The sequence below is a fragment of the Nocardia vulneris genome (assembly GCF_001613425.1).
In the GTDB taxonomy this organism is placed as follows: Bacteria; Actinomycetota; Actinomycetes; order Mycobacteriales; family Mycobacteriaceae; genus Nocardia; species Nocardia vulneris.
Window position 1 is genome coordinate 419,946 of sequence record NZ_BDCI01000008.1, and the last position, 17,602, is coordinate 437,547.

Here is a 17,602-nt window from a genome sequence, read left to right on the forward strand (position 1 = left end):
GATTCAGGCCTGCACGCGTCCGGCCTAGTCCGCCTTGCAGGTGAGTTCGGTGGCGGGCAGCGTACCGTCGCGCAGGTACGCGTTCACCGCGCCGTACGCGCAGGCGTTGGGGTAGCGGCCGAAGATGTAGTGGATCGGCACATCCTGCAGGGTGACGAAGGCCGAGCCGGTCATCTTCTGATGCAGTACGCGCGCGCCCTCGTAGGCGGTGCGGGTGTCGCCGGTGGAGTTCAGGATCAAGCTCGGCACCGAATTGTCCACCACCGTAGGCGGTTCCAGCGGCGGCGCCCAGAACGCGCAGGAGGTGATGTTGTTCGCGAACGCGCCGAACACCGGCTGGCTCGCCCGGGCCGCCTCGATATTGCGCAGGTAGAACGCCGGATCACGGGGTGCGGCGACGTCCCCGCACAGCACCGCCATCTGCGGTGAACCGTCCTGTTCGACCGGCTTGAAAATGTGCTCGAGGCTTTCCCGCAGCGTGTCGTCGGGCTGCACGGGCATACCGTTCGCCGCGTCGCGGAGCTGACGCACCTGCCCTGCCAGCAACTCGTAGTTGCGCACGTCGTCCAGCCCGACGAACAGCAGCATCGGCGCGATGTGATCATCGATGTCGAACTCGCCCAACCGAATCGGCTGCCGTGCCGATCGCTGGATCAGATCCAGGATGGTGGCCCGCACCGCGGCGCGGGAGTCGCCGAAGTGGTACTCGCCGTCGTGCGCGGCAGCCCAGTCGGCCCAGAGATCGAGTGCGGCCTCGTTCGCCGGACCCATGGCCTGCATCATGCCGACGGGGCCGTAGGTGTCCGGATTCGCGGCGCTGTCCAGCACGATCCGGTCGCTGCGCTGCGGGAACATCTGGGTGAACACGGCACCCAGGTAGGTGCCGTACGAGGTGCCGAAGTAGCTGACCTTGTCGACGCCGAGCGCGCCGCGGATCACGTCCATATCGCGCGCGGTGTTGCGGGTGCTGATGTGCGGCAGCCTGGCCGCTTCGGTCGCCGCGCAGCGCGCCGCGAAATCGGCGTGGGTGGCCACGGATTCGGCGTAGCTCGCGGCGTCGACACCGGCCGACTCCAACGCGAAGCCGCGCGGCCAGTGGCAGTTGATCGCCGCGGAGCGCCCGATACCGCGCGGGTCCATGCCGATGAGGTCGTACTGCGCGCGCACGTCGGGCGTCATCGCCTCGCGGACGCCGAGCATGAAATCGAGCCCGGAACCGCCGGGGCCGCCCGGGTTGGACAGCATGACGCCGCGTCGTTTCGCGGGTTCCGGGGAGACCAGCCGGGAGATGGCGACCGTCGTGGTCGGCCCTTGCGGGTCGGCGTAGTTCAGCGGCACGGTCACGTCGGTGCACTGCGCGCCCGCCGGATCCAGTTTCGGATCGTCGCAGGCTTTCCAATCGAGCTGCTGGCTGTAGAAGCGTTCCAGCGCAGGGGGTTCGGCGTTGGCGTCGGTGCCGGTGCAGCCGGCCGGGCCGGCGCAGAGCGCCAGCCCGGCGGCGACGCTCGCGACGGCGCTGCGCCTGCGGGTGCGGTTCACGGTCGATCCTCCGATGTCGTTCGGCCGCACCGGAATCGGGTGCGGCGCGGGTAGCTGTGTGGTCACTGAGCGCAGAGCGCGGTATCGAGCACGGCCTCGATCAGCTCGGACGACTCGTCCGAGTTCGGCAGCTGGTTCACCGCGACGGCGACCGCGGTGCCGTCGGCCGTGGCGCTGTTGCGGGTACCGAACCCGGGGATGCTGCCGCCGTGGCCCCAGACCTCCTTGCCGCACGAGGTCGTCCGATGGATCAGACCGAGGCCGTAACCGGCGCCGGGCATCCGATCGAACGGCACCGTCTGCTGCATCTGCGCCGATTGCGCAGGCGGCAACAGCTTTCCGGACAGCAGCGCGACGGTGAACGTGTTGAGGTCCGCGTTGCTGGCGACCATCGCGCCCGCCGCGCCGCCCCAGGACGGGTCCAGCTCGGTGAAGTCGATCTGCTTGCCCTCCCGGACGTGATAGCCACGCGGATGCGGATCGCGCAGCGTGCGCTCGCCCGAGGCGGGGGAGTAGGTGGACTTCAGTCCGAGCGGGCCGATGATCCGGCTGTTGATCTCGTCGGTGTAAGGCCGTCCGGTGACGTGTTCGATGAGCATGCCGAGCAGCAGGTAATTGGTGTTGGTGTAGACCGATTTCGCGCCGGGCTCGAAGTTCGGCGGCATGGTCATCGCGTTGCGAACCAGCTCCGCGGCCTCGAAATGCTGTGTCCGGATGGCGTCTTCGTCCGGGTCGAGTTGAGTCGGGCTGTTCCGGTCGATGCTGGTGCCGTTACCGCGGCCGAGATAGTCGGCCAGACCGCTGGTGTGCTGCAGGAGTTGACGCACCGTGACGCGGTTGCCCTCGTTGCCGTTGCCCTGCACCACACCGGGCAGGTAGCGCTCGATCGGCGCGGCCAGGTCCACCTTGCCCTCGGCGACCAGCTGGAGCACCACCGTCGCGACGAAAGTCTTTGTGTTGCTGCCGATCCGGACGAGGGCGTCGTCCTGGAAGGGCGCACCCGTGCCGATGTCGCCGACGCCCGCGGTGTAGACCCGATGCCCGCCGGGGCCGTCGAGGACGACCTGCACCCCGGGAATCCCGCTCTGCACCACGCGGTCCAACGCGGCGGCGAGTGCGGGCGGCGCCGCCTTGTCGGAAGTCGGCGTACTCACCGACGTCTCTGCGCCGCACGCGGCCGCGGCGAGTACCGCGCCCACCACGAGCGCCGACCGGGCCGCCCTTGCGCCATTGCGCCGAAAGGGGTTCATGAGCAGTGCTGTCCTCCTGTTCGAGTCGGGAGGCATCGGTGCTCCGCGACGGTTTCGAGCCTAGGAATTCGAGGAGGTCGCGCCCATGCCGCGCGTACCCGAATATCGGGTAACGCCTGCGGGCCCTCGATGGTGGTGCCAGCACCACCATCGCCCGTCTTCCGTCAGGACATCAGCATCCGATCAGCTGTTCGTCACCGAAAACTCACGGAATCCTCGGTTTGATGCGGTATCTGTGGCGATGGATCATTGGTGGCTCATCGTCCGGTAGTAGGGCGAGGTTGCCGCAAACGTCGGACGATTGGTTACCTTCGAAGCCGAACGTCCGACGGTCGGAGAGAGAGGGCCGCATGCTGAAGTTCGCTGTGCTGGGTGAGGTGCGTGCGTGGCGCGATGACCTGGAGCTCGATCTCGGGTCGAAGCAACGCAGAGCCTTGCTGGCAGCGCTGCTGCTGCGCAGTGGACGGTCGGCGACGGTGCCCGAACTCATCGACGGCGTCTGGGGCGAGCATCCGACGCCGAGCGCGATCGGCGCGCTGCGCAATCACATCCTGCATCTGCGCCGCGCGCTCGAGCCGGACCGCCCGTCCGGCGCGCCCGCGACGGTGCTCGTCGGGTTCGGCGGCGGTTACGCGTTGCGGCTCGACCCCGGCGCGGTGGACGTGGAGATGGTCGAGGATCTGCTGCTGGAGGTGCAGCAGGAGCGGGCCGGCGCAGAGCAGCCGCATTCGGTCGAGCAGGTCCGCGAACGACTCGACGCCGCGCTGCGCCTGTGGTCCGGCACGCCACTGGCCGGACTGCCCGGCCCCTACGCCGATCGCCAGCGCACCCAGCTGATCGAGCGCCGAGTCGCGTTGCTGGAGCAGCGGATCGAGCTGGACCTGCGGCTCGGCCGCTACACCGAGGTGATCGCCGAACTGACCCCGCTCTGCGCCGAGCATCCGATGCGCGAGCAGACCCGCGGCCTGCTGATGACCGCGCTGTACCACGCGGGCCGCCAGGCCGAGGCGCTCGCGGTGTACGCCGAGACCCGTAAGGCGCTCATCGACCGGCTCGGCATCGAACCCGGCCAGCAGCTGACCGAGCTGCACCAGCGCATTCTGCGCGCGGACCTGACCGCGCCACACCTCGCCACCCCGCGCAACTCGGCGACGGTGCGCCCGCAGCGGCGCGCGGTCACCCGGGTCGCGCAGCTGCCCGCCGATGTCGTGGACTTCACCGGCCGGGCCGACACGGTGCGCGCGATCAGCGAATGGCTCACCCGCGCAAACAGTTCCGCGGTGCCGGTGTGCGTGATCGGCGGTATGGGCGGCATCGGCAAGAGCGCGCTCGCGGTGCACGTGGGTCACCTGGTGCGGGACCGGTTTCCGGACGGGCAGCTGCACGTCGACCTGCACGGCTTCGCGCAGGCGCGCGGCGGCCACCCGGCCGGGCGGGCCACCCCGGCCGCCGATGCGCTCGGCGACTTCCTGCGTGCGCTCGGCGTGCCGGAGGGCGAGATCGCGCCGACGCTGGCGGAGCGGTCCGGTCAGTTCCGCAGCTTCCTCGACGGCAAGCGGGTGCTCGTCGTGCTGGACAACGCGCACGACGTGGATCAGGTCACGCCGCTGATTCCCGGTACCCCGGGGTCGGCGGTATTGATCACGAGCCGCTCGTCCATGCCCGAATTGCCCTGCGTCGTAGGTATTCTCGGGGTGCGGCTGGACGTGCTCGCACGCGCCGAAGCGCACACGCTGCTGGCCGGGATCGCCGGGTTGCGGCGGGTCGCCGCCGAGCCGGCCGCGGTGGACAGCGTGCTGGACGCGTGCGGCGGGCTGCCGCTGGCGGTCCGGATCGTCGGCGCGCGGCTCGCGGCCCGGCCGCAGTGGACCATCAGCAGCCTGGCCGAGCGGCTGGTCGACGAACAGCAGCGGCTCGGCACGCTGCGCAGCGGTGACCTCGCGGTCGAGGCCGCGTTCCGGCTCAGCTACGACCAGCTCGATTGCGCGCAGGCCAGGGCGTTCCGGATGCTCGCGGTGCCCGAGGTCGCGCAGATCTCGCTGGACGGCGCGGCGGCGGTCCTCGGCTCGGACCGGATGCTCGTCGAGGAACTGTGCGAGTCGCTGGTCGACCTGAATCTGATGGAGACCAGCGCGCCGGGCCGCTACACCTATCACGATCTGCCGCGCCTGTTCGCCCGCGAACTGCACCAGGCCGGCGACGAGCCGGCCGCGGACGCGTTGATCCGCCTGCTGGACTTCTACCTGGCGAGCATGAAAAACCTGATGGTGGTGTGCAACCCGGGTACGACGCTGTCGGAGCATCTCGGCGAGACTGTCGCGCAGGGTCTTTCGTTCGTGGACACCATCGCCGCGCAGTACTGGCTCGACGCGGAGCGTCCGAACCTGATCTCGCTGTACGAGCAGGCCGCGCGGGTGGGCGGAGCGGCTCTGCCCGCCGCCGCCGATATCGCCTGGGCCACCGCGGAATTGATCGACGGCGGCCCGCACGGCCAGGAGCTGTCGCGGGCCTTGAACAAACTGCTCGATGCCGCGCTGCGGGCCGGGGACCGACGCGTCGAATGCCGGATCCGGGTGACGTTGGGCTCGATCTTCAGCTACTCGCTCGGCACGCTGCGGCAGGGCCGCGACCATCAGCGCATCGCGCTGTCGCTGGGCGGGGCCACGCCGGGCGACGTGCGGCTGGTCGCGTTCGCGGCGCAGCTGCTGGCCTCCTCGACCCGGATGGGCACCGAGACGGCGGCCTCGATCGCGCACGGCGAGCGTGCGATCCGGCTGGCGCAGCGGGTCGGCGATCCCGCGGTGGAGTGTGCCAGCCTGGTGCACATCGCCAAAACCCTTTCGGACGCAGGCGAATTCGCCGAGGCGCAGGAGCGGGCCGGTGCGGCGAAGACGCTCGCCGCGAAGATCGGCAACGCGGCGCTGGAGGCGATGGCGACCCACGAACTCGGCGTGTGCCGCAGCTTCCAGGGCGACCACGCGCAGGCCATCGAGCTGTGCACCGAGGCGGTGCGGCTGGCCCAGCTCAGCGGCGTCGAACTGCGCGAGGGCTGGGCGCTGGCGCGGCTCGCGCACGTGCACATGATGGCGGGTGAACTGGCCAAGGCCGAACCGATCGCGGAAGCGGCCGTGCGCACGCTCAATCGCGCCATCGGGCCGCTGAGCCGGGCGCGGGTGCTGGTGATGCACGGGCTGATCCTGCAGGCGCTCGGGCGAACCCATCAGGCGTACTGCGTATATCGCTCGGCGGCAGAGACTTTCGCCTCGATCGAGGACGCGCACTTCACCCACGAGCGGCTCGACGGCGAGGTGGAGGCGCCGATCCTGTCGCTGCTGCGCGAACACCTGGACGAGGTGATGGCCGAACGGGCCGAGCGGCGTACTCGCGCCACGGAGGTGTGACGACGGCGCCACCGGCCTGGGCCACAACGCGAAAGCGGGAAGCCGGACGACCCGGCTTCCCGCTCCCGCTGCGGCTCAGTGGCCGCCCTGGTCCTTCAACCGCTGCACCGAGGCCTCGACCTCGGCCTCGGCCTCGGCCCGGCCGACCCACTCCGAGCCCTTGACGTACTTGCCCGGCTCCAGATCCTTGTACCGCTCGAAGAAGTGCTTGATCGCGGCCAGCTCGAACTCGGGCACATCCTTCAGGTCCTGGATGTGCTCCCAGCGCGGGTCTCCCGCGGGCACGCACAGCACCTTGTCGTCGCCGCCTGCCTCGTCGACCATCTTGTACATCGCGACCGGGCGCACCTCGATGAGGCAGCCGGGGAACACCGACTCGGGCAGCAGGACCAGCGCGTCCAGCGGGTCACCGTCCTCGCCCAGGGTGTTCTCGATGTAGCCGTAGTCGGCGGGGTAGACCATGGAGGTGTAGAGGTGCCGGTCGAGCCGGACCCGTCCGGTCTCGTGATCGACCTCGTACTTGTTCCGAGAGCCCTTGGGGATCTCGATGGTGACGTCGAACTCCACGCCATCTCCTTCGGTGCATCTATGAGCATGAGCAGTCGCGACTGCCGACTCGCCAGGTTGTTCAAGGGAACGGTTGCGCAACGAGGATAGTGTGGTCGGCGGGGACATGGGTGCGGCAGGCGGCTGCTGCGGAAATCGGTCGAGGAGAGCTGCGGTCAGTGGTGGGTAAGAACAAAGGTGGCTTGGCCAACCGGCGGCGCCGCAATCTCTGGATCGCGTTCGGCGTCACACTCGCCGTCTTGCTCGCGGCGGGCACGGGCGTGCTGCTCACGGTCAAGCCGTGGACCGACGAATTCCGGCACGGCGGGCGCACCGTCGCGGCCCCGCCCACGCCGGTCCGGCCCTTCCCGCAGGTCGCGCCCGCCCCGTCCAACGCGCCCGCGCCGAGCCCGGCCGGTATCGCCGCCGCGCTCGCGCCGGTGATCGGCAACCCGGATCTCGGCGCCTTCGCCGGGCAGGTGACCGACGCCGACAGCGCGACGGTGCTCTGGAGCGGCGACCCGGGCAAGCCGATGATCCCCTCGTCCACGGCGAAGATCCTGACCACGGCCGCGGCGTTGCTCACCCTGCCGGCCGACCATCGGCTGATCACCAAGGTGGTCGCGGGTGCCGCGCCGAACGAACTGGTGCTCGTCGGCGGCGGCGATCCGACGCTGACGGCCGAGCCGGAGGGCAAGGGGTACTACCCGAACGGAGCCAAGGTCGCCGACCTGGTGTCGCAGATCAAGAACTCCGGCCGCGCGGTCGACACCATCGTGGTGGACACCTCGGCCTACACCGGGCCGGCCATGGCGAAGGGCTGGGATCCGATCGATATCGGGGACGGCTCGATCGCGCCGATGGAGTCGGTGATGATCGACGGCGGCCGGTTGCAGCCGCTCGTCGAGTACTCCCCGCGTACCCCGACGCCCGCGCTGGACGCCGGGCGCAGGCTGGCCACCGAACTCGGCCTCGATCCCGCCCGGGTGCGGATCGGTACCGCGGCGCCGGGCGCGGCCGAGGTCGCGAGCGTGCGCTCGGCCCCGCTGCGGGACCGGTTGCGCGACATGATGGTCTACTCCGACAACATCCTCGCCGAGGCGGTCGGGCGCGAGATCTCCGTCGCCACCGGCGGCGAAGCCTCGTTCAGCGGCGCGGTCGCCGCGGTGAACACTGCCCTCGGCAAGGCGGGCTTCGACCTGACCGGCCTGGAGATGCACGACAACAGCGGACTCTCGGTCGACGACCGGATTCCGGCGCGGCTGCTGGACCGGGTCGTGGCGACCGCGGCCAAGCCCAACGCGAGCAGCGCGGTGCAGCCCGCGGGCACCATGGCCCGGCCCGAGAACGACCGGCTCGCCGCCACTTTGGCCCCGCTGCTGGACGCCCTGCCGATCGCGGGCGCGACCGGCTCGCTGACCAGCCGCTACGTCGACCACAACCGGCAGGCCGCCGGGTTCGTCCGGGCCAAGACCGGAACTCTGTCGGTGTCCAGCGCGTTGGTCGGGTATGTGCTCGACGCCGACGGCCGGGTGCTGACTTTCGCGCTGATGTCGAACGATCGACCGCCGGAGGTGAGCAGGCCCGCGCTCGACGCGATCGCGGGCACGCTACGCAACTGTGGATGCTCGTGACGGGTGGTTGACATGCACGGAGAAAGTTCCGACCCGGCCGGTACCGGCGCGGCGGACGCGGTGATGCCGACCGGCGTCGCGGTCGAGCAGTCGAAGGGCCGTTCCGGCTTCTCCGGCGCGGTCGACTGGCGCCTCGCGGCGAAGACCGGCGCCGCCCTGGTGCCCGCCGGCCCGCGCACCTCCCGCTACTCGGCCGAACAGGTCGTCGCCGAACTGGCGGCGGCCTCGGTCCGGGCCGAGGGCCCGGTCCGCGAGGTGAGCCGGCTGCTCGACGATCAGCCGGTGCCCGCCGCCCGGATCGTGGACCGGCCCGGCTGGATCGCGGCCGCCGCCGACTCCATGGCCCAGCTCACCGGCAGCGACGGCACGAGCGCCGAGCGTGGGCTGTTGCAGGGCAAACCGGCCGGCGTGCAGGCGGGCGCGATGCTCGCCTTCCTGTCCACCGCGATCCTCGGCCAGTACGACCCGTTCACCGGTCCCGACGGCACCCTGCTGCTCGTCGCGCCGAACATCATGGCGGTGGAGCGGGCGCTGGGCGTCTCGCCCAGCGACTTCCGGCTCTGGGTCTGCCTGCACGAGGTGACCCACCGGGTGCAGTTCTCCTCGGCGCCCTGGCTGGCCGAGTACATGCGGACCAATGTCGAGGTGCTCGGCGAGGTCGGGGACGAGCCGCTCAACGAGATGCTGTCGCGGCTGCTCGAGGAGGTCCGCGACCGCCGTCGCGGGACCGTGCCCGACGATCCCGCCACCCGTGGCGTGGTGGGCCTGCTGCGTGCCACCCAGGCCCCGCCGCAACGCGAGGCGCTCGACCGGCTGCTCATGCTGGGCACGCTGCTGGAGGGCCACGCCGATCACGTCATGGACGCGGTCGGGCCCGCCGTGGTGCCCTCCGTCGAGCAGATCCGTTCGGCCTTCGATCAGCGCCGCAAGCGTCCCACCAACCCGATCCAGCGCATCATGCGCGCGCTGCTGGGCGTGGACGCCAAGGTCGCCCAGTACGTCCGCGGCAAGAAGTTCGTGGACGACGTTGTCGGCCGGGTCGGCATGACCGAGTTCAACACCATCTGGACCGACGCCGAAACCCTCCCGCGCACAGACGAAATCGAGACCCCCGAACGCTGGGTGGCGCGCGTCCTGGGCTGAGCCCCGCACCCGTTCCGTCTTCCCGCACCCGTTCTGGCATGGCACAGCGGGTGCGGGAAGACGGAACGGGTGCGCGAACCGTAGGGTGCGCGTATGGGTGAACCGGCGGAGCCGCGGCGTCTGCCGGAGACGGCGGCGGTGCTGGCGGTGCGGCGTGCGGTGCGCGCGTGGCGTGCCGCGCACGGTGGGGCCGAGGTCGCTGTCGCGTTGTCCGGCGGGGCGGACTCGCTGGCGTTGACCGCGGCGGCGGTCGTGGAGTTGGACGCGGTGGATGCTCTCGTCATCGACCATCAATTGCAGCCCGGGTCCGATGCCGTCGCCGCGGCCGCGGCCGCGACCGCGCTGTCCCTCGGCTGCCGCTCGGCCCGAATCCTGCCCGTGGTGGTCGGCAGCACGGGCGGGCTCGAGGCGGCGGCACGGGAGGCCCGGTACACGGCGTTGGCCGCGGCTCGTGCCGGACTGCCGGTCTTGCTCGGGCACACGCTCGACGACCAGGCCGAAACCGTGTTGCTCGGCTTGGCGCGCGGGTCGGGCGGGCGGTCCATCCAGGGGATGGCCGAGTGGGCCGAACCCTGGGGACGGCCCTTGCTCGAGGTGCGACGGGAGACGACGCGGCGGCTGTGCGCCGAAGCCGGGCTGACCCCGCACGAAGACCCGCACAATTACGCGCCCGAATTCACCCGGGTGCGGCTGCGCACCGAGGTGCTGCCGCTGCTGGAGGACGTACTGGGCGGCGGCGCGGCCGAGGCGCTCGCCCGCACCGCCGCCCAGCTGCGCGCGGACGGCGCCGTGCTGGACGCGCTTGCCGGGGAGCTGCTGGACACCGCGAGTGATGGCGGCACCCTCGTCATCGAGACCCTCGCCACTGCGCCGGCCGCGCTACGCCGCCGGGCGATCCGGGCATGGTTGCTCGAAGGTGGCGCGAAAGCCCTGACGGGCAAGCATTTACGCGCGGTGGACGAGCTGATCACGAACTGGCGCGGCCAGGGTGGGGTGGCGGTCGGAGGCGGAACCGGGGGTAGCAGGTTGGTCGCGGCGCGCGAACATGGCAGGCTGACACTGCGTCTGCGCAGCGGCCGATGACACATAATGGGTCGGCCGTCCGGGAGCGAAAACCAGAAGGGAACAGCTGACGTGTACGGGGACGACATCGCGTCGGTGCTGATCACCGAGGAAGAGATCGCCACCAAGACCAAGGAGCTGGCCGAGCTCATCGCCAAACGCTATCCCCCCGGCGCGCCCGAGGGCGATCTGCTGCTGGTGGGCGTGCTCAAGGGCGCGATCTTCTTCATGACCGACCTGGCCAAGGCGCTGCCGATTCCGACCCAGATGGAGTTCATGGCCGTCTCGTCGTACGGCTCGTCCACCTCGTCGTCCGGTGTCGTGCGCATCATGAAAGACCTGGACAAGGACATCGCGGGCCGCAATGTGCTGATCGTCGAGGACATCATCGACTCGGGCCTGACGCTGTCCTGGCTCAAGCGCAACCTCTCCACCCGCAACCCGGCCTCGCTCGAGGTGGTCACGCTGTTACGCAAGCCGGACGCGTTACGCACGCACGTGGACGTCGCGCATGTCGGCTTCGACATTCCGAACGAGTTCGTCGTCGGTTACGGCCTCGACTACGCCGAGCGCTACCGCGACCTGCCCTACATCGGCACCCTCGATCCCAAGGTCTACTCCTGACCCGAGCCCGTCAGGTGCTCGGCAGTATCCCGAAAATCGTTGCGGGAGAGCCGGAGCCGTCGCGGTAGAGCGGTGCGCCGACCAGGATCCACGCCCCGGTCGCCGGTAGGGCGGCGAGGTTGGCCAGGCATTCCAGGCTGATCCGGTGCTCGCGGTACAGCAGTTTCGAGACCGCGTAGGTGTGGTCGGTGCCGAGGTCGGGCCCGAACGTATCGATACCGAGCGCGCCGCGCCGGCCCAGCCGCCCGGTGCGCAGCAGCCATTCCATCGTTTCCAGCGCGAAACCCGGTTGGTGTTCGGCGGATTCGGCGGTGCCGAGGAATTCCGGGGTGCCCCACTTGGCATCCCAGCCGGTCCACGCGACGACGGCGGCGCCGTTCGGAATCCGGCCGTGCCGCGCTTCCCACTGCTTCAGATCCGCGACCGAGATCGCGTAGTCCCGGTCGCGGGCGCAGCGGTCGCGCACGTCGATCTTCACCGCGGGCAGCAGCAGGTCGTCCAGTTCCAATCGATCGGCGCCCAGACCGTCGGGATGGAAATGGATCGGTGCGCCCCAATGGGTTCCGGTGTGTTCACCCTGCTGGATGTAGCGCAGGTAGTAGCCGTCGTTGGCGACCGTGGCCACGATATCGGTGCGGAACTCCGGATCGTCCGGATACAGCGGCGTCGTGGCCGGATCGTGCACATGCGACAGGCTCACCAGCCGCCCGAGCGGCCGCGGCGAGGTCATCGTTTCCGCTGCGGGATGGCCCGCGCCAAGGCGAGCAGATCGGCCTCCAGCCAACGGAACAACCGGTAGGTAACCACGAATGCCAGAATGCCACCGACGCTGAGCAAGCGCACCGGAACTATGACCAATCCCAGATCGGCGGCGTCGACGAAGGTCGCGCCGGCCACCCCGAGCAACGGCACCGAGGCCGCGACGCCGAGATAGAAGTTGCCGCGCCGGGCCAGATTTCGCAGCTGACGCTCGTCGCCCGGCCCGACGCCGCCGCGCACCAGCAACTGCGGATACACCACCCGCACCGCGAAGAGCATGGCCGGAAAGAACGGATAGGCCAGTGCGATGGCGGCGCAAACCAGCTGTGCCGCAAAGAAATGCAGGAAGGTACCCGGCGGCAGCGAGACGCCGCTGGCGGCCAGGGCCAGCGGCCAGGCCACGCCCGCGATGACCCACATCGCGAACGGCACCAGCACCGCCCAGTCGCCGAGCAGCAGGGTGTCGCGGCGCGCCTTGGCCAGCGTGCGCGCGGAATACTCACGGCCACGGGCCAATCGGAACGCGACGGTCAGCGGCCTGCGACCGAGCGCGATGAGCAGGACGGCCGCGAGCGGAAAGGAGATCAGATTGTTGATCAGGCCGACGGTGAAGAACTTCTGCTGATCGGCGGCCGCGAGCCGATCGATGATCAGCGATTGGTTGAGCTGGATGTTGTACCAGCTGGCGAGCACGTTGGGCACGCCGACACACAGCGCCGCCACCGGGATGAGCCAGCCGCGGGCCCGGAACCGCAGGCTGGTCGGCGGCGGGTCGACCAGGTCGCGGGCGCGCGCGTCGAGGCACAGATCCAGCTGCCCGGCCAGCTCGGCGCCATTGCGCCAGCGGCGTTTCGGCTCGGCGCGCAGGCAGTCGAGCAGGACGCGGCGCAGCGCCGCCGGGGTATCGGCGGGCAGTTGGGCCACCGCGGAGTCGGGTAGGCCCGCTCTGCGGGCTTCGAGCATGCGCGCGAGCGCATCGGGCCGCGCCGCGGCTGCCTGCGGCTGGTCGTTGAACGGGTGTGCGCCCGTGAGCATTTCCCACAGCAGGAGGCCGAGCGAATAGATGTCGCTGCGCGTGCCGGGTGCGGGGGCCGCCGGGTCGAGCAGGCGGGCGAGTTGTTCGGGTGATCGGTAGCGCAACGAATCTGCTTCTAGCTCAGCATGATTCGTCGCACCGTCGGCGGAGCCGGATTCGCGCAGCGCGAAATCGGCCAGCTTCGGCACGCCCTCGGCGGTGAACAGCACGTTCGCGGGTTTGATGTCGTGGTGCAGCACGCCGAGATGTGCGGCGTGATCCAGTGCGTCGGCCAACCGCCTGCCCACCCACGCCACCGTCTCCGGCCAGCTCAGCCTCGCGATCTCGGCCCGCACACTCGAATCCGACGGCCGGATCTCCCCTTTCGCCTCCATCGCCCCGTCGACCGCCCGCAGCAGCAGGGCCCCGCCATCGGACTCGGGGCCGCGCCGGCGCTGCTCGAGCACCCCGAGTGCGGTGCCGCCGGGCAGGTACTGCATATAGACCAGCCGCGGTGCGGCCGCGTCGAGTATCGAGTGCACCGGCCCCGTCCGCGCGCGAACAGCGGAACTAGCTGGCAACGGGGCGGACTCGGTCCCGGTGGGCAGCGGGAACTCCGCCGCGTGACGATCCGGGCCCGCCGCTGCGGTGGCACGGTTGCGCACCGAGCCCATCGAGCCGTGCGCCGCATCCCCGGCCTGTTCGCGATAGGCAGTCGTGACGGTGTCGTCGGCGAGGTCGGATGGTGCGGCGATCGTGTGGTCATCGAGGTCGGGACGCTTGGCGCTGGTGATGTCGTCGAGGCCGGTAGGCCTGGCGAGGGTGTTGTCGTGCGCGGGTGCGGTTCTTTGCGGGGGCGCGACGAACGAGTCGTCCGGCTCCTGCCAGGGCGTTGCGACGGTGCCGGTCGCGTCGGGATCGGGGCCGACGGTATCGGATCGGAGGCCGAAACCGGTTGTTTCCCAGCCTCCTTCGACCATCCCGGCGGTCGCGTCGGTGTGCAGCAATCGTTGATCGAATACGCGGACGATGTGGGCGTGATCCAGCTGCGCCATGGTCTGCGGCGCGCTCGCCCGGCCCGCCGAAAGGCGCACCGCGACAAGGCGTTGCATGGACCGCTGCCGGGCCAGGAACACTCGGCCGAGCACTCCGGTACCGAGGTCGGTCAGCAGGTCGAAGTCGTCGATGCGCCGGCCGGGAGCGAGTTCGGCCAAGGCGGCGACGGCGGCGGCCGATTCCGCGGTACCGAAATCCGCGGTGCCCTCGTCGGTGTCGAACGCAGCGAGGCGCTCGCGGATCTCGTCGGCGAATTCGGGGTACTCGGCGATGAACTCCGCGACCGGCAGCGGCGCGTGGCGGCGGCGGGCCGAGAACTCCGCGCACACCAGGTCGGCGAGGTCGGGACTGTGCTCCACCTCCGGAAACTCCTTGCGGTACTCCGCGATCCGCTTGCCGAGAGCGGCGGCGCGTCCCCAGCGTTCGCGCAGGTCTATGCGCAACAGCTCGGTCAGGATGGCCAGCCGCGTCTGGGCGCCGTCCGGCACGTAGTCCGCGATGTGCGGCGGCTCGAGCCGGTCGTCCCGCAGGCTGCGCTGCCACTCGGCGGCGAACCGGGCGATCGCGTCGGCCTGCGAAGCCGTCACGTGCGCGGCTCCCGCGCAGCGGAATCGACCCCTGCCACCGTGGAGTCGGCCACCGCCACCGTGGAGTCGGCCACTGCCACCGTGGAATCGGCCACCGCCACCGTGGAATCGGCCACCGCCACCGTGGAATCGGCCACCGGCACTGCGGAATCCGGCGCCGTGGAATCCGGAACTGCCGCAGCGGATTCCGCACTGGAATCCGGCCCCGTGGACCCGGGCGCGACCACCCGCTCCAGCGCCCGCAGATCCGCCTCCAGCGCGCGGAACAGCAGGTAGGACACCACGAACGCGATGATGCCGCCCACGCACAGCACGCGCACCGCGAAGATCACCATCGGGATGTCGGCGGGCGGCAGGAAGGTCACCCCGGCCACCGCGAGCAACGGCACCGAGGCGGCGACCGCCAGATAGCCGTTGCAGCGGCGGTCGAGCCCGCGCAGCCAGATCGCGTCTTCGGGGCTGATGTCGCCGTGCCGCAGGAACAACGGGTAGATGCAGCGCACCATGTAGAAGGTCAGCAGGAAGAACGGATAGGCGACCGCGATCGCGCCGCACACCACCAGCGACGCGAGGAAGTGCACGATCGCCCGCGCGGGCAGGTCCCCGGTTACCAGCTGCAACGCGATCGGGAAGGTCACCCCCGCCACCACCCAGAGCGAAAACGCCACGGCCACCGCGCGATCCCCGAGCAGCAGTGCGTCGCGCCTGGTCCGGCGCAGCGTCTCGGGATCGTATCGGCGCCCCTTGGCCAAGCCGTGCGGCACCGTGAGCAGGAACCGCGACATGTACAGCAGGATCGCGATGCCCGCGGGAAAGACCACCGCGTTCACCACGCCGGTGATGATGCCGAAGCTGTGCTGCGCGTCCTCGTTCAGCCGGTTGATGATGAGGTGCTGGTTGTGCTGGATGTTGTACAGGGAGGCAAGCACATTCGGCAGTCCGACGGCCAGCGCGGCGACGAGCAGTCGCCACGGGCGCAGCCGCAGCCGCCAGCTGTTGGGCGCCGGGTCGACGAGTTCGCGGGCCCGCGCGTCCAGGCACAGCTCCAGCTGCCGGGCCAGTACCGCGCCGTTGGCCCAGCGCATCGTCCGCTCGGGCGCCAGGCAGGTGAGCAGCACCCGGCGCAGCGCCGCCGGGCAGTCGGCGGGAATCCGTTCCAGCGCCGCGGCTTCCACGCCCGCGCTGCGCCGCTCCAGCATCGCCTCGAGCGTGGTGTCGTCGCCGTGCGCGTCCGCACCCGCGGTGCTGTCGTCGAACGGTTTCGCGCCGGTGAGCAGTTCCCAGAGCACGACGCCGAGTGAGTAGATATCGGCGCGGGTGTCCAGATCGGCCGCGCTGCGGCCGAATCCGGGGTGGCAGGCCTCCAGCTGCTCGGGCGACATGTAGGACAGCGAGCCGCCGAAATAGGCCACCGGACTGGTGCCTTCGACATTGCGGCTGAAGCTGATGTTGAAGTCGGCGAGCTTCGGCACCGCCTCCGCGGTCAACAGCACGTTCGCCGGTTTCACGTCCCGGTGCAGCACGCCGTGCGCGGACGCGTAGTCCAGCGCCTCGGCCAGCCTGCGCCCGAGCCAGGCCACCGTCTCCGGCCAGCTGAGCGTGGCGATCTCGGCCCGCACGCTCGAATCCGTCGGCCGGATCTCGCCCTTCTCCTCCATGGCCGCGTCGACCGCGTCCAGCAGCAGCCGGCCGCTGCGCTCGGCGGGCGGGGTGGCGCGCACCCAGCGCAGCACGCCGAGCAGCGTGCCACCGGGCAGGAACTGCATGTAGAGCAGCCGCAGCCGGCGCGCCGCGCCGCTGCCGGAACCGAGCACCCGCTGATCGAAGACTCGCACGATGTAGTCGTGGTCGAGCTGGGCCAGGGTCTGTGGTTCGGTGCCGTGATCGGTGGAGATCTTCACCGCGACCAGCCGCTGCAGCGAGCGCTGCCGGGCCAGGAAGACCCGCGCGAACGCGCCGCTGCCCAGACCGGTCAGCAGGTCGAAATCGTCGATCCGCTGGCCGATTTCGATCCGGTCGAGCGCGTCGAAGCGGCCGGGACCGGTGCCGATCGTGGTCGGCACGGCGGTCGCCGTCCCGGTCAGGTCCGTGCTCGCTCGCGTCACTTCTGAACTACGGGTCGACGCGGCGGTGCGGTTCAATCCGCTGTCGGCGAGAGCGGTTCGGGTGCGGTCCAGCGCCGCCAGGGTGGAATCCGCCAGAACCGCGCGCCGCGTACTCTGCTCCACGTCGTCGGCGTTGAGCAGGGCGCGTAGTTCCGGTGCCTGGTCCGGATATTCCCGCAGACAATCCCGGGGATCCACGCGTTCACCGCTGTGCCTGCGGATGACGAACTCTTCGTACACCAGTCCGGCCGGGATACTTTTCGGTTGCAGTTCGGGAAATTCGCGGCAATATTCGGCGAGCCGTTTGCGCGGTTGCGGTTCGGTGCGTTCCGGCGCGGCCGGGTCGAGCACGGCGCGGCGCAGCCAGCGATGCCGCAGGTCGACCCGGATGAGTTCGAGCAGTGCCGCGGTGCGCAGGGTCCTGGCGTCGGGCAGGAACTCGGCGATCTGCGGCGGCTGCCTGCCCACGGTGCCCGCAGCATCCTCCCAGGCCGCGGAGAAGGCTTCCACCGCGCTGAATTCGGTGCCCAGCGCGGGATCGCCATAATCGGAAGTACTTCTATCGGACTCGGCACTCATTCTCGGACCTTAATTTTTCCGCCACACCCGATGTCATCATCCCCCGTGCAGTATTCGGAATGATAACTTGCGGCTGAACAGCGATCACCCGAATTCGACGACGATGCGACGGGGGACGACCAGCACATGTTCGAGAAGGCCACAGCGGTGGCAGACGGTTCGGCACAGACATCAGCACAGCGCCCGGCGGCCGAACGGCCGCGGGTCGGCCACGCCCCGGCGCCGCCGGTCAACTCCGCGGCCGTGCCGGTCGAGGAGCACTCGGACGGCAACCGCGGGCCCGCCGCGACGGTCGCGGCGGG

General features: G+C 70.3%; 11 protein-coding genes. 5 read left to right on the forward strand and 6 right to left on the reverse strand.

Going from position 1 to position 17,602, the window contains the following annotated elements; genetic code table 11:
- Window positions 1–24: 24 nt before the first annotated feature.
- Together NVU01S_RS13135 and NVU01S_RS13140 are read right to left on the reverse strand one after the other, a co-directional pair.
- Entirely contained in the window at window positions 25–1,539 is a 1,515-nt protein-coding gene (locus NVU01S_RS13135; protein WP_244467555.1) for an alpha/beta fold hydrolase, read from the reverse strand.
- Between the two features lie 62 nt (window positions 1,540–1,601).
- The gene (locus NVU01S_RS13140) at window positions 1,602–2,789 is read right to left on the reverse strand and encodes a serine hydrolase domain-containing protein (RefSeq protein WP_052281409.1); all 1,188 of its coding nucleotides are present in this window, start codon (window positions 2,787–2,789) and stop codon (window positions 1,602–1,604) included.
- 350 nt (window positions 2,790–3,139) lie between these two features.
- On the opposite strand from NVU01S_RS13140, the gene NVU01S_RS13145 reads away from it, so the two are divergent.
- Window positions 3,140–6,190 carry an AfsR/SARP family transcriptional regulator gene (locus tag NVU01S_RS13145; RefSeq protein ID WP_043682297.1) on the forward strand — a complete coding sequence of 1,017 codons (3,051 nt, stop codon included), beginning with the start codon at window positions 3,140–3,142 and terminating at the stop codon, window positions 6,188–6,190.
- 75 nt (window positions 6,191–6,265) lie between these two features.
- Here NVU01S_RS13145 and NVU01S_RS13150 read toward each other — a convergent pair whose 3' ends face one another.
- Window positions 6,266–6,757, reverse strand: coding sequence for an inorganic diphosphatase (locus NVU01S_RS13150; RefSeq protein ID WP_042254942.1), 492 nt, complete (start codon window positions 6,755–6,757; stop codon window positions 6,266–6,268).
- Window positions 6,758–6,918: 161 nt separating this feature from the next.
- On the opposite strand from NVU01S_RS13150, the gene dacB reads away from it, so the two are divergent.
- The 4 genes from dacB (at window position 6,919) to hpt (ending at window position 11,199) form a co-directional block, all read left to right on the forward strand.
- Window positions 6,919–8,370 carry a D-alanyl-D-alanine carboxypeptidase/D-alanyl-D-alanine endopeptidase gene (gene dacB, locus NVU01S_RS13155; protein ID WP_244467556.1) on the forward strand — a complete coding sequence of 484 codons (1,452 nt, stop codon included), beginning with the start codon at window positions 6,919–6,921 and terminating at the stop codon, window positions 8,368–8,370.
- Window positions 8,371–8,433: 63 nt separating this feature from the next.
- Window positions 8,434–9,513: an Rv3626c family coenzyme F420 biosynthesis-associated protein gene (locus NVU01S_RS13160; RefSeq protein ID WP_043682320.1), complete on the forward strand. Its 1,080-nt coding sequence runs from the start codon at window positions 8,434–8,436 to the stop codon at window positions 9,511–9,513.
- 93 nt (window positions 9,514–9,606) lie between these two features.
- Window positions 9,607–10,596 (forward strand): tRNA lysidine(34) synthetase TilS, encoded by a 990-nt coding sequence (gene tilS / locus NVU01S_RS13165; protein WP_043682300.1) that lies wholly within the window; start codon window positions 9,607–9,609, stop codon window positions 10,594–10,596.
- Between the two features lie 51 nt (window positions 10,597–10,647).
- Window positions 10,648–11,199: a hypoxanthine phosphoribosyltransferase gene (gene hpt, locus NVU01S_RS13170; protein ID WP_042254939.1), complete on the forward strand. Its 552-nt coding sequence runs from the start codon at window positions 10,648–10,650 to the stop codon at window positions 11,197–11,199.
- Between the two features lie 10 nt (window positions 11,200–11,209).
- On the opposite strand, the gene NVU01S_RS13175 is transcribed toward hpt, so the two are convergent.
- From NVU01S_RS13175 to NVU01S_RS13185, 3 genes are read right to left on the reverse strand one after another with little or no spacing between them, the layout of a single operon-like run.
- Window positions 11,210–11,929: a cyclase family protein gene (locus tag NVU01S_RS13175; RefSeq protein ID WP_043682304.1), complete on the reverse strand. Its 720-nt coding sequence runs from the start codon at window positions 11,927–11,929 to the stop codon at window positions 11,210–11,212.
- Window positions 11,926–14,616, reverse strand: a complete 2,691-nt coding sequence (locus tag NVU01S_RS13180) for a protein kinase domain-containing protein (RefSeq protein WP_052281410.1) — start codon at window positions 14,614–14,616, stop codon at window positions 11,926–11,928. Before NVU01S_RS13180 ends, NVU01S_RS13175 begins: the two co-directional genes overlap by 4 nt.
- A complete protein-coding gene (locus tag NVU01S_RS13185; protein ID WP_244467557.1) occupies window positions 14,613–17,300 on the reverse strand; it encodes a serine/threonine-protein kinase in 2,688 nt (895 codons plus the stop codon). Before NVU01S_RS13185 ends, NVU01S_RS13180 begins: the two co-directional genes overlap by 4 nt.
- Between the last annotated feature and the right edge of the window lie 302 nt (window positions 17,301–17,602).

Coding starts and splice junctions, on each gene's coding strand:
- NVU01S_RS13140 (WP_052281409.1), bottom strand. CDS start 2,789: ATGAACCCCTTTCGGCGCAATGGCGCAAGGGCGGCCCGGTCGGCGCTC.
- NVU01S_RS13145 (WP_043682297.1), top strand. CDS start 3,140: ATGCTGAAGTTCGCTGTGCTGGGTGAGGTGCGTGCGTGGCGCGATGAC.
- NVU01S_RS13160 (WP_043682320.1), top strand. CDS start 8,434: ATGCCGACCGGCGTCGCGGTCGAGCAGTCGAAGGGCCGTTCCGGCTTC.
- tilS (WP_043682300.1), top strand. CDS start 9,607: ATGGGTGAACCGGCGGAGCCGCGGCGTCTGCCGGAGACGGCGGCGGTG.
- NVU01S_RS13175 (WP_043682304.1), bottom strand. CDS start 11,929: ATGACCTCGCCGCGGCCGCTCGGGCGGCTGGTGAGCCTGTCGCATGTG.
- NVU01S_RS13185 (WP_244467557.1), bottom strand. CDS start 17,300: ATGAGTGCCGAGTCCGATAGAAGTACTTCCGATTATGGCGATCCCGCG.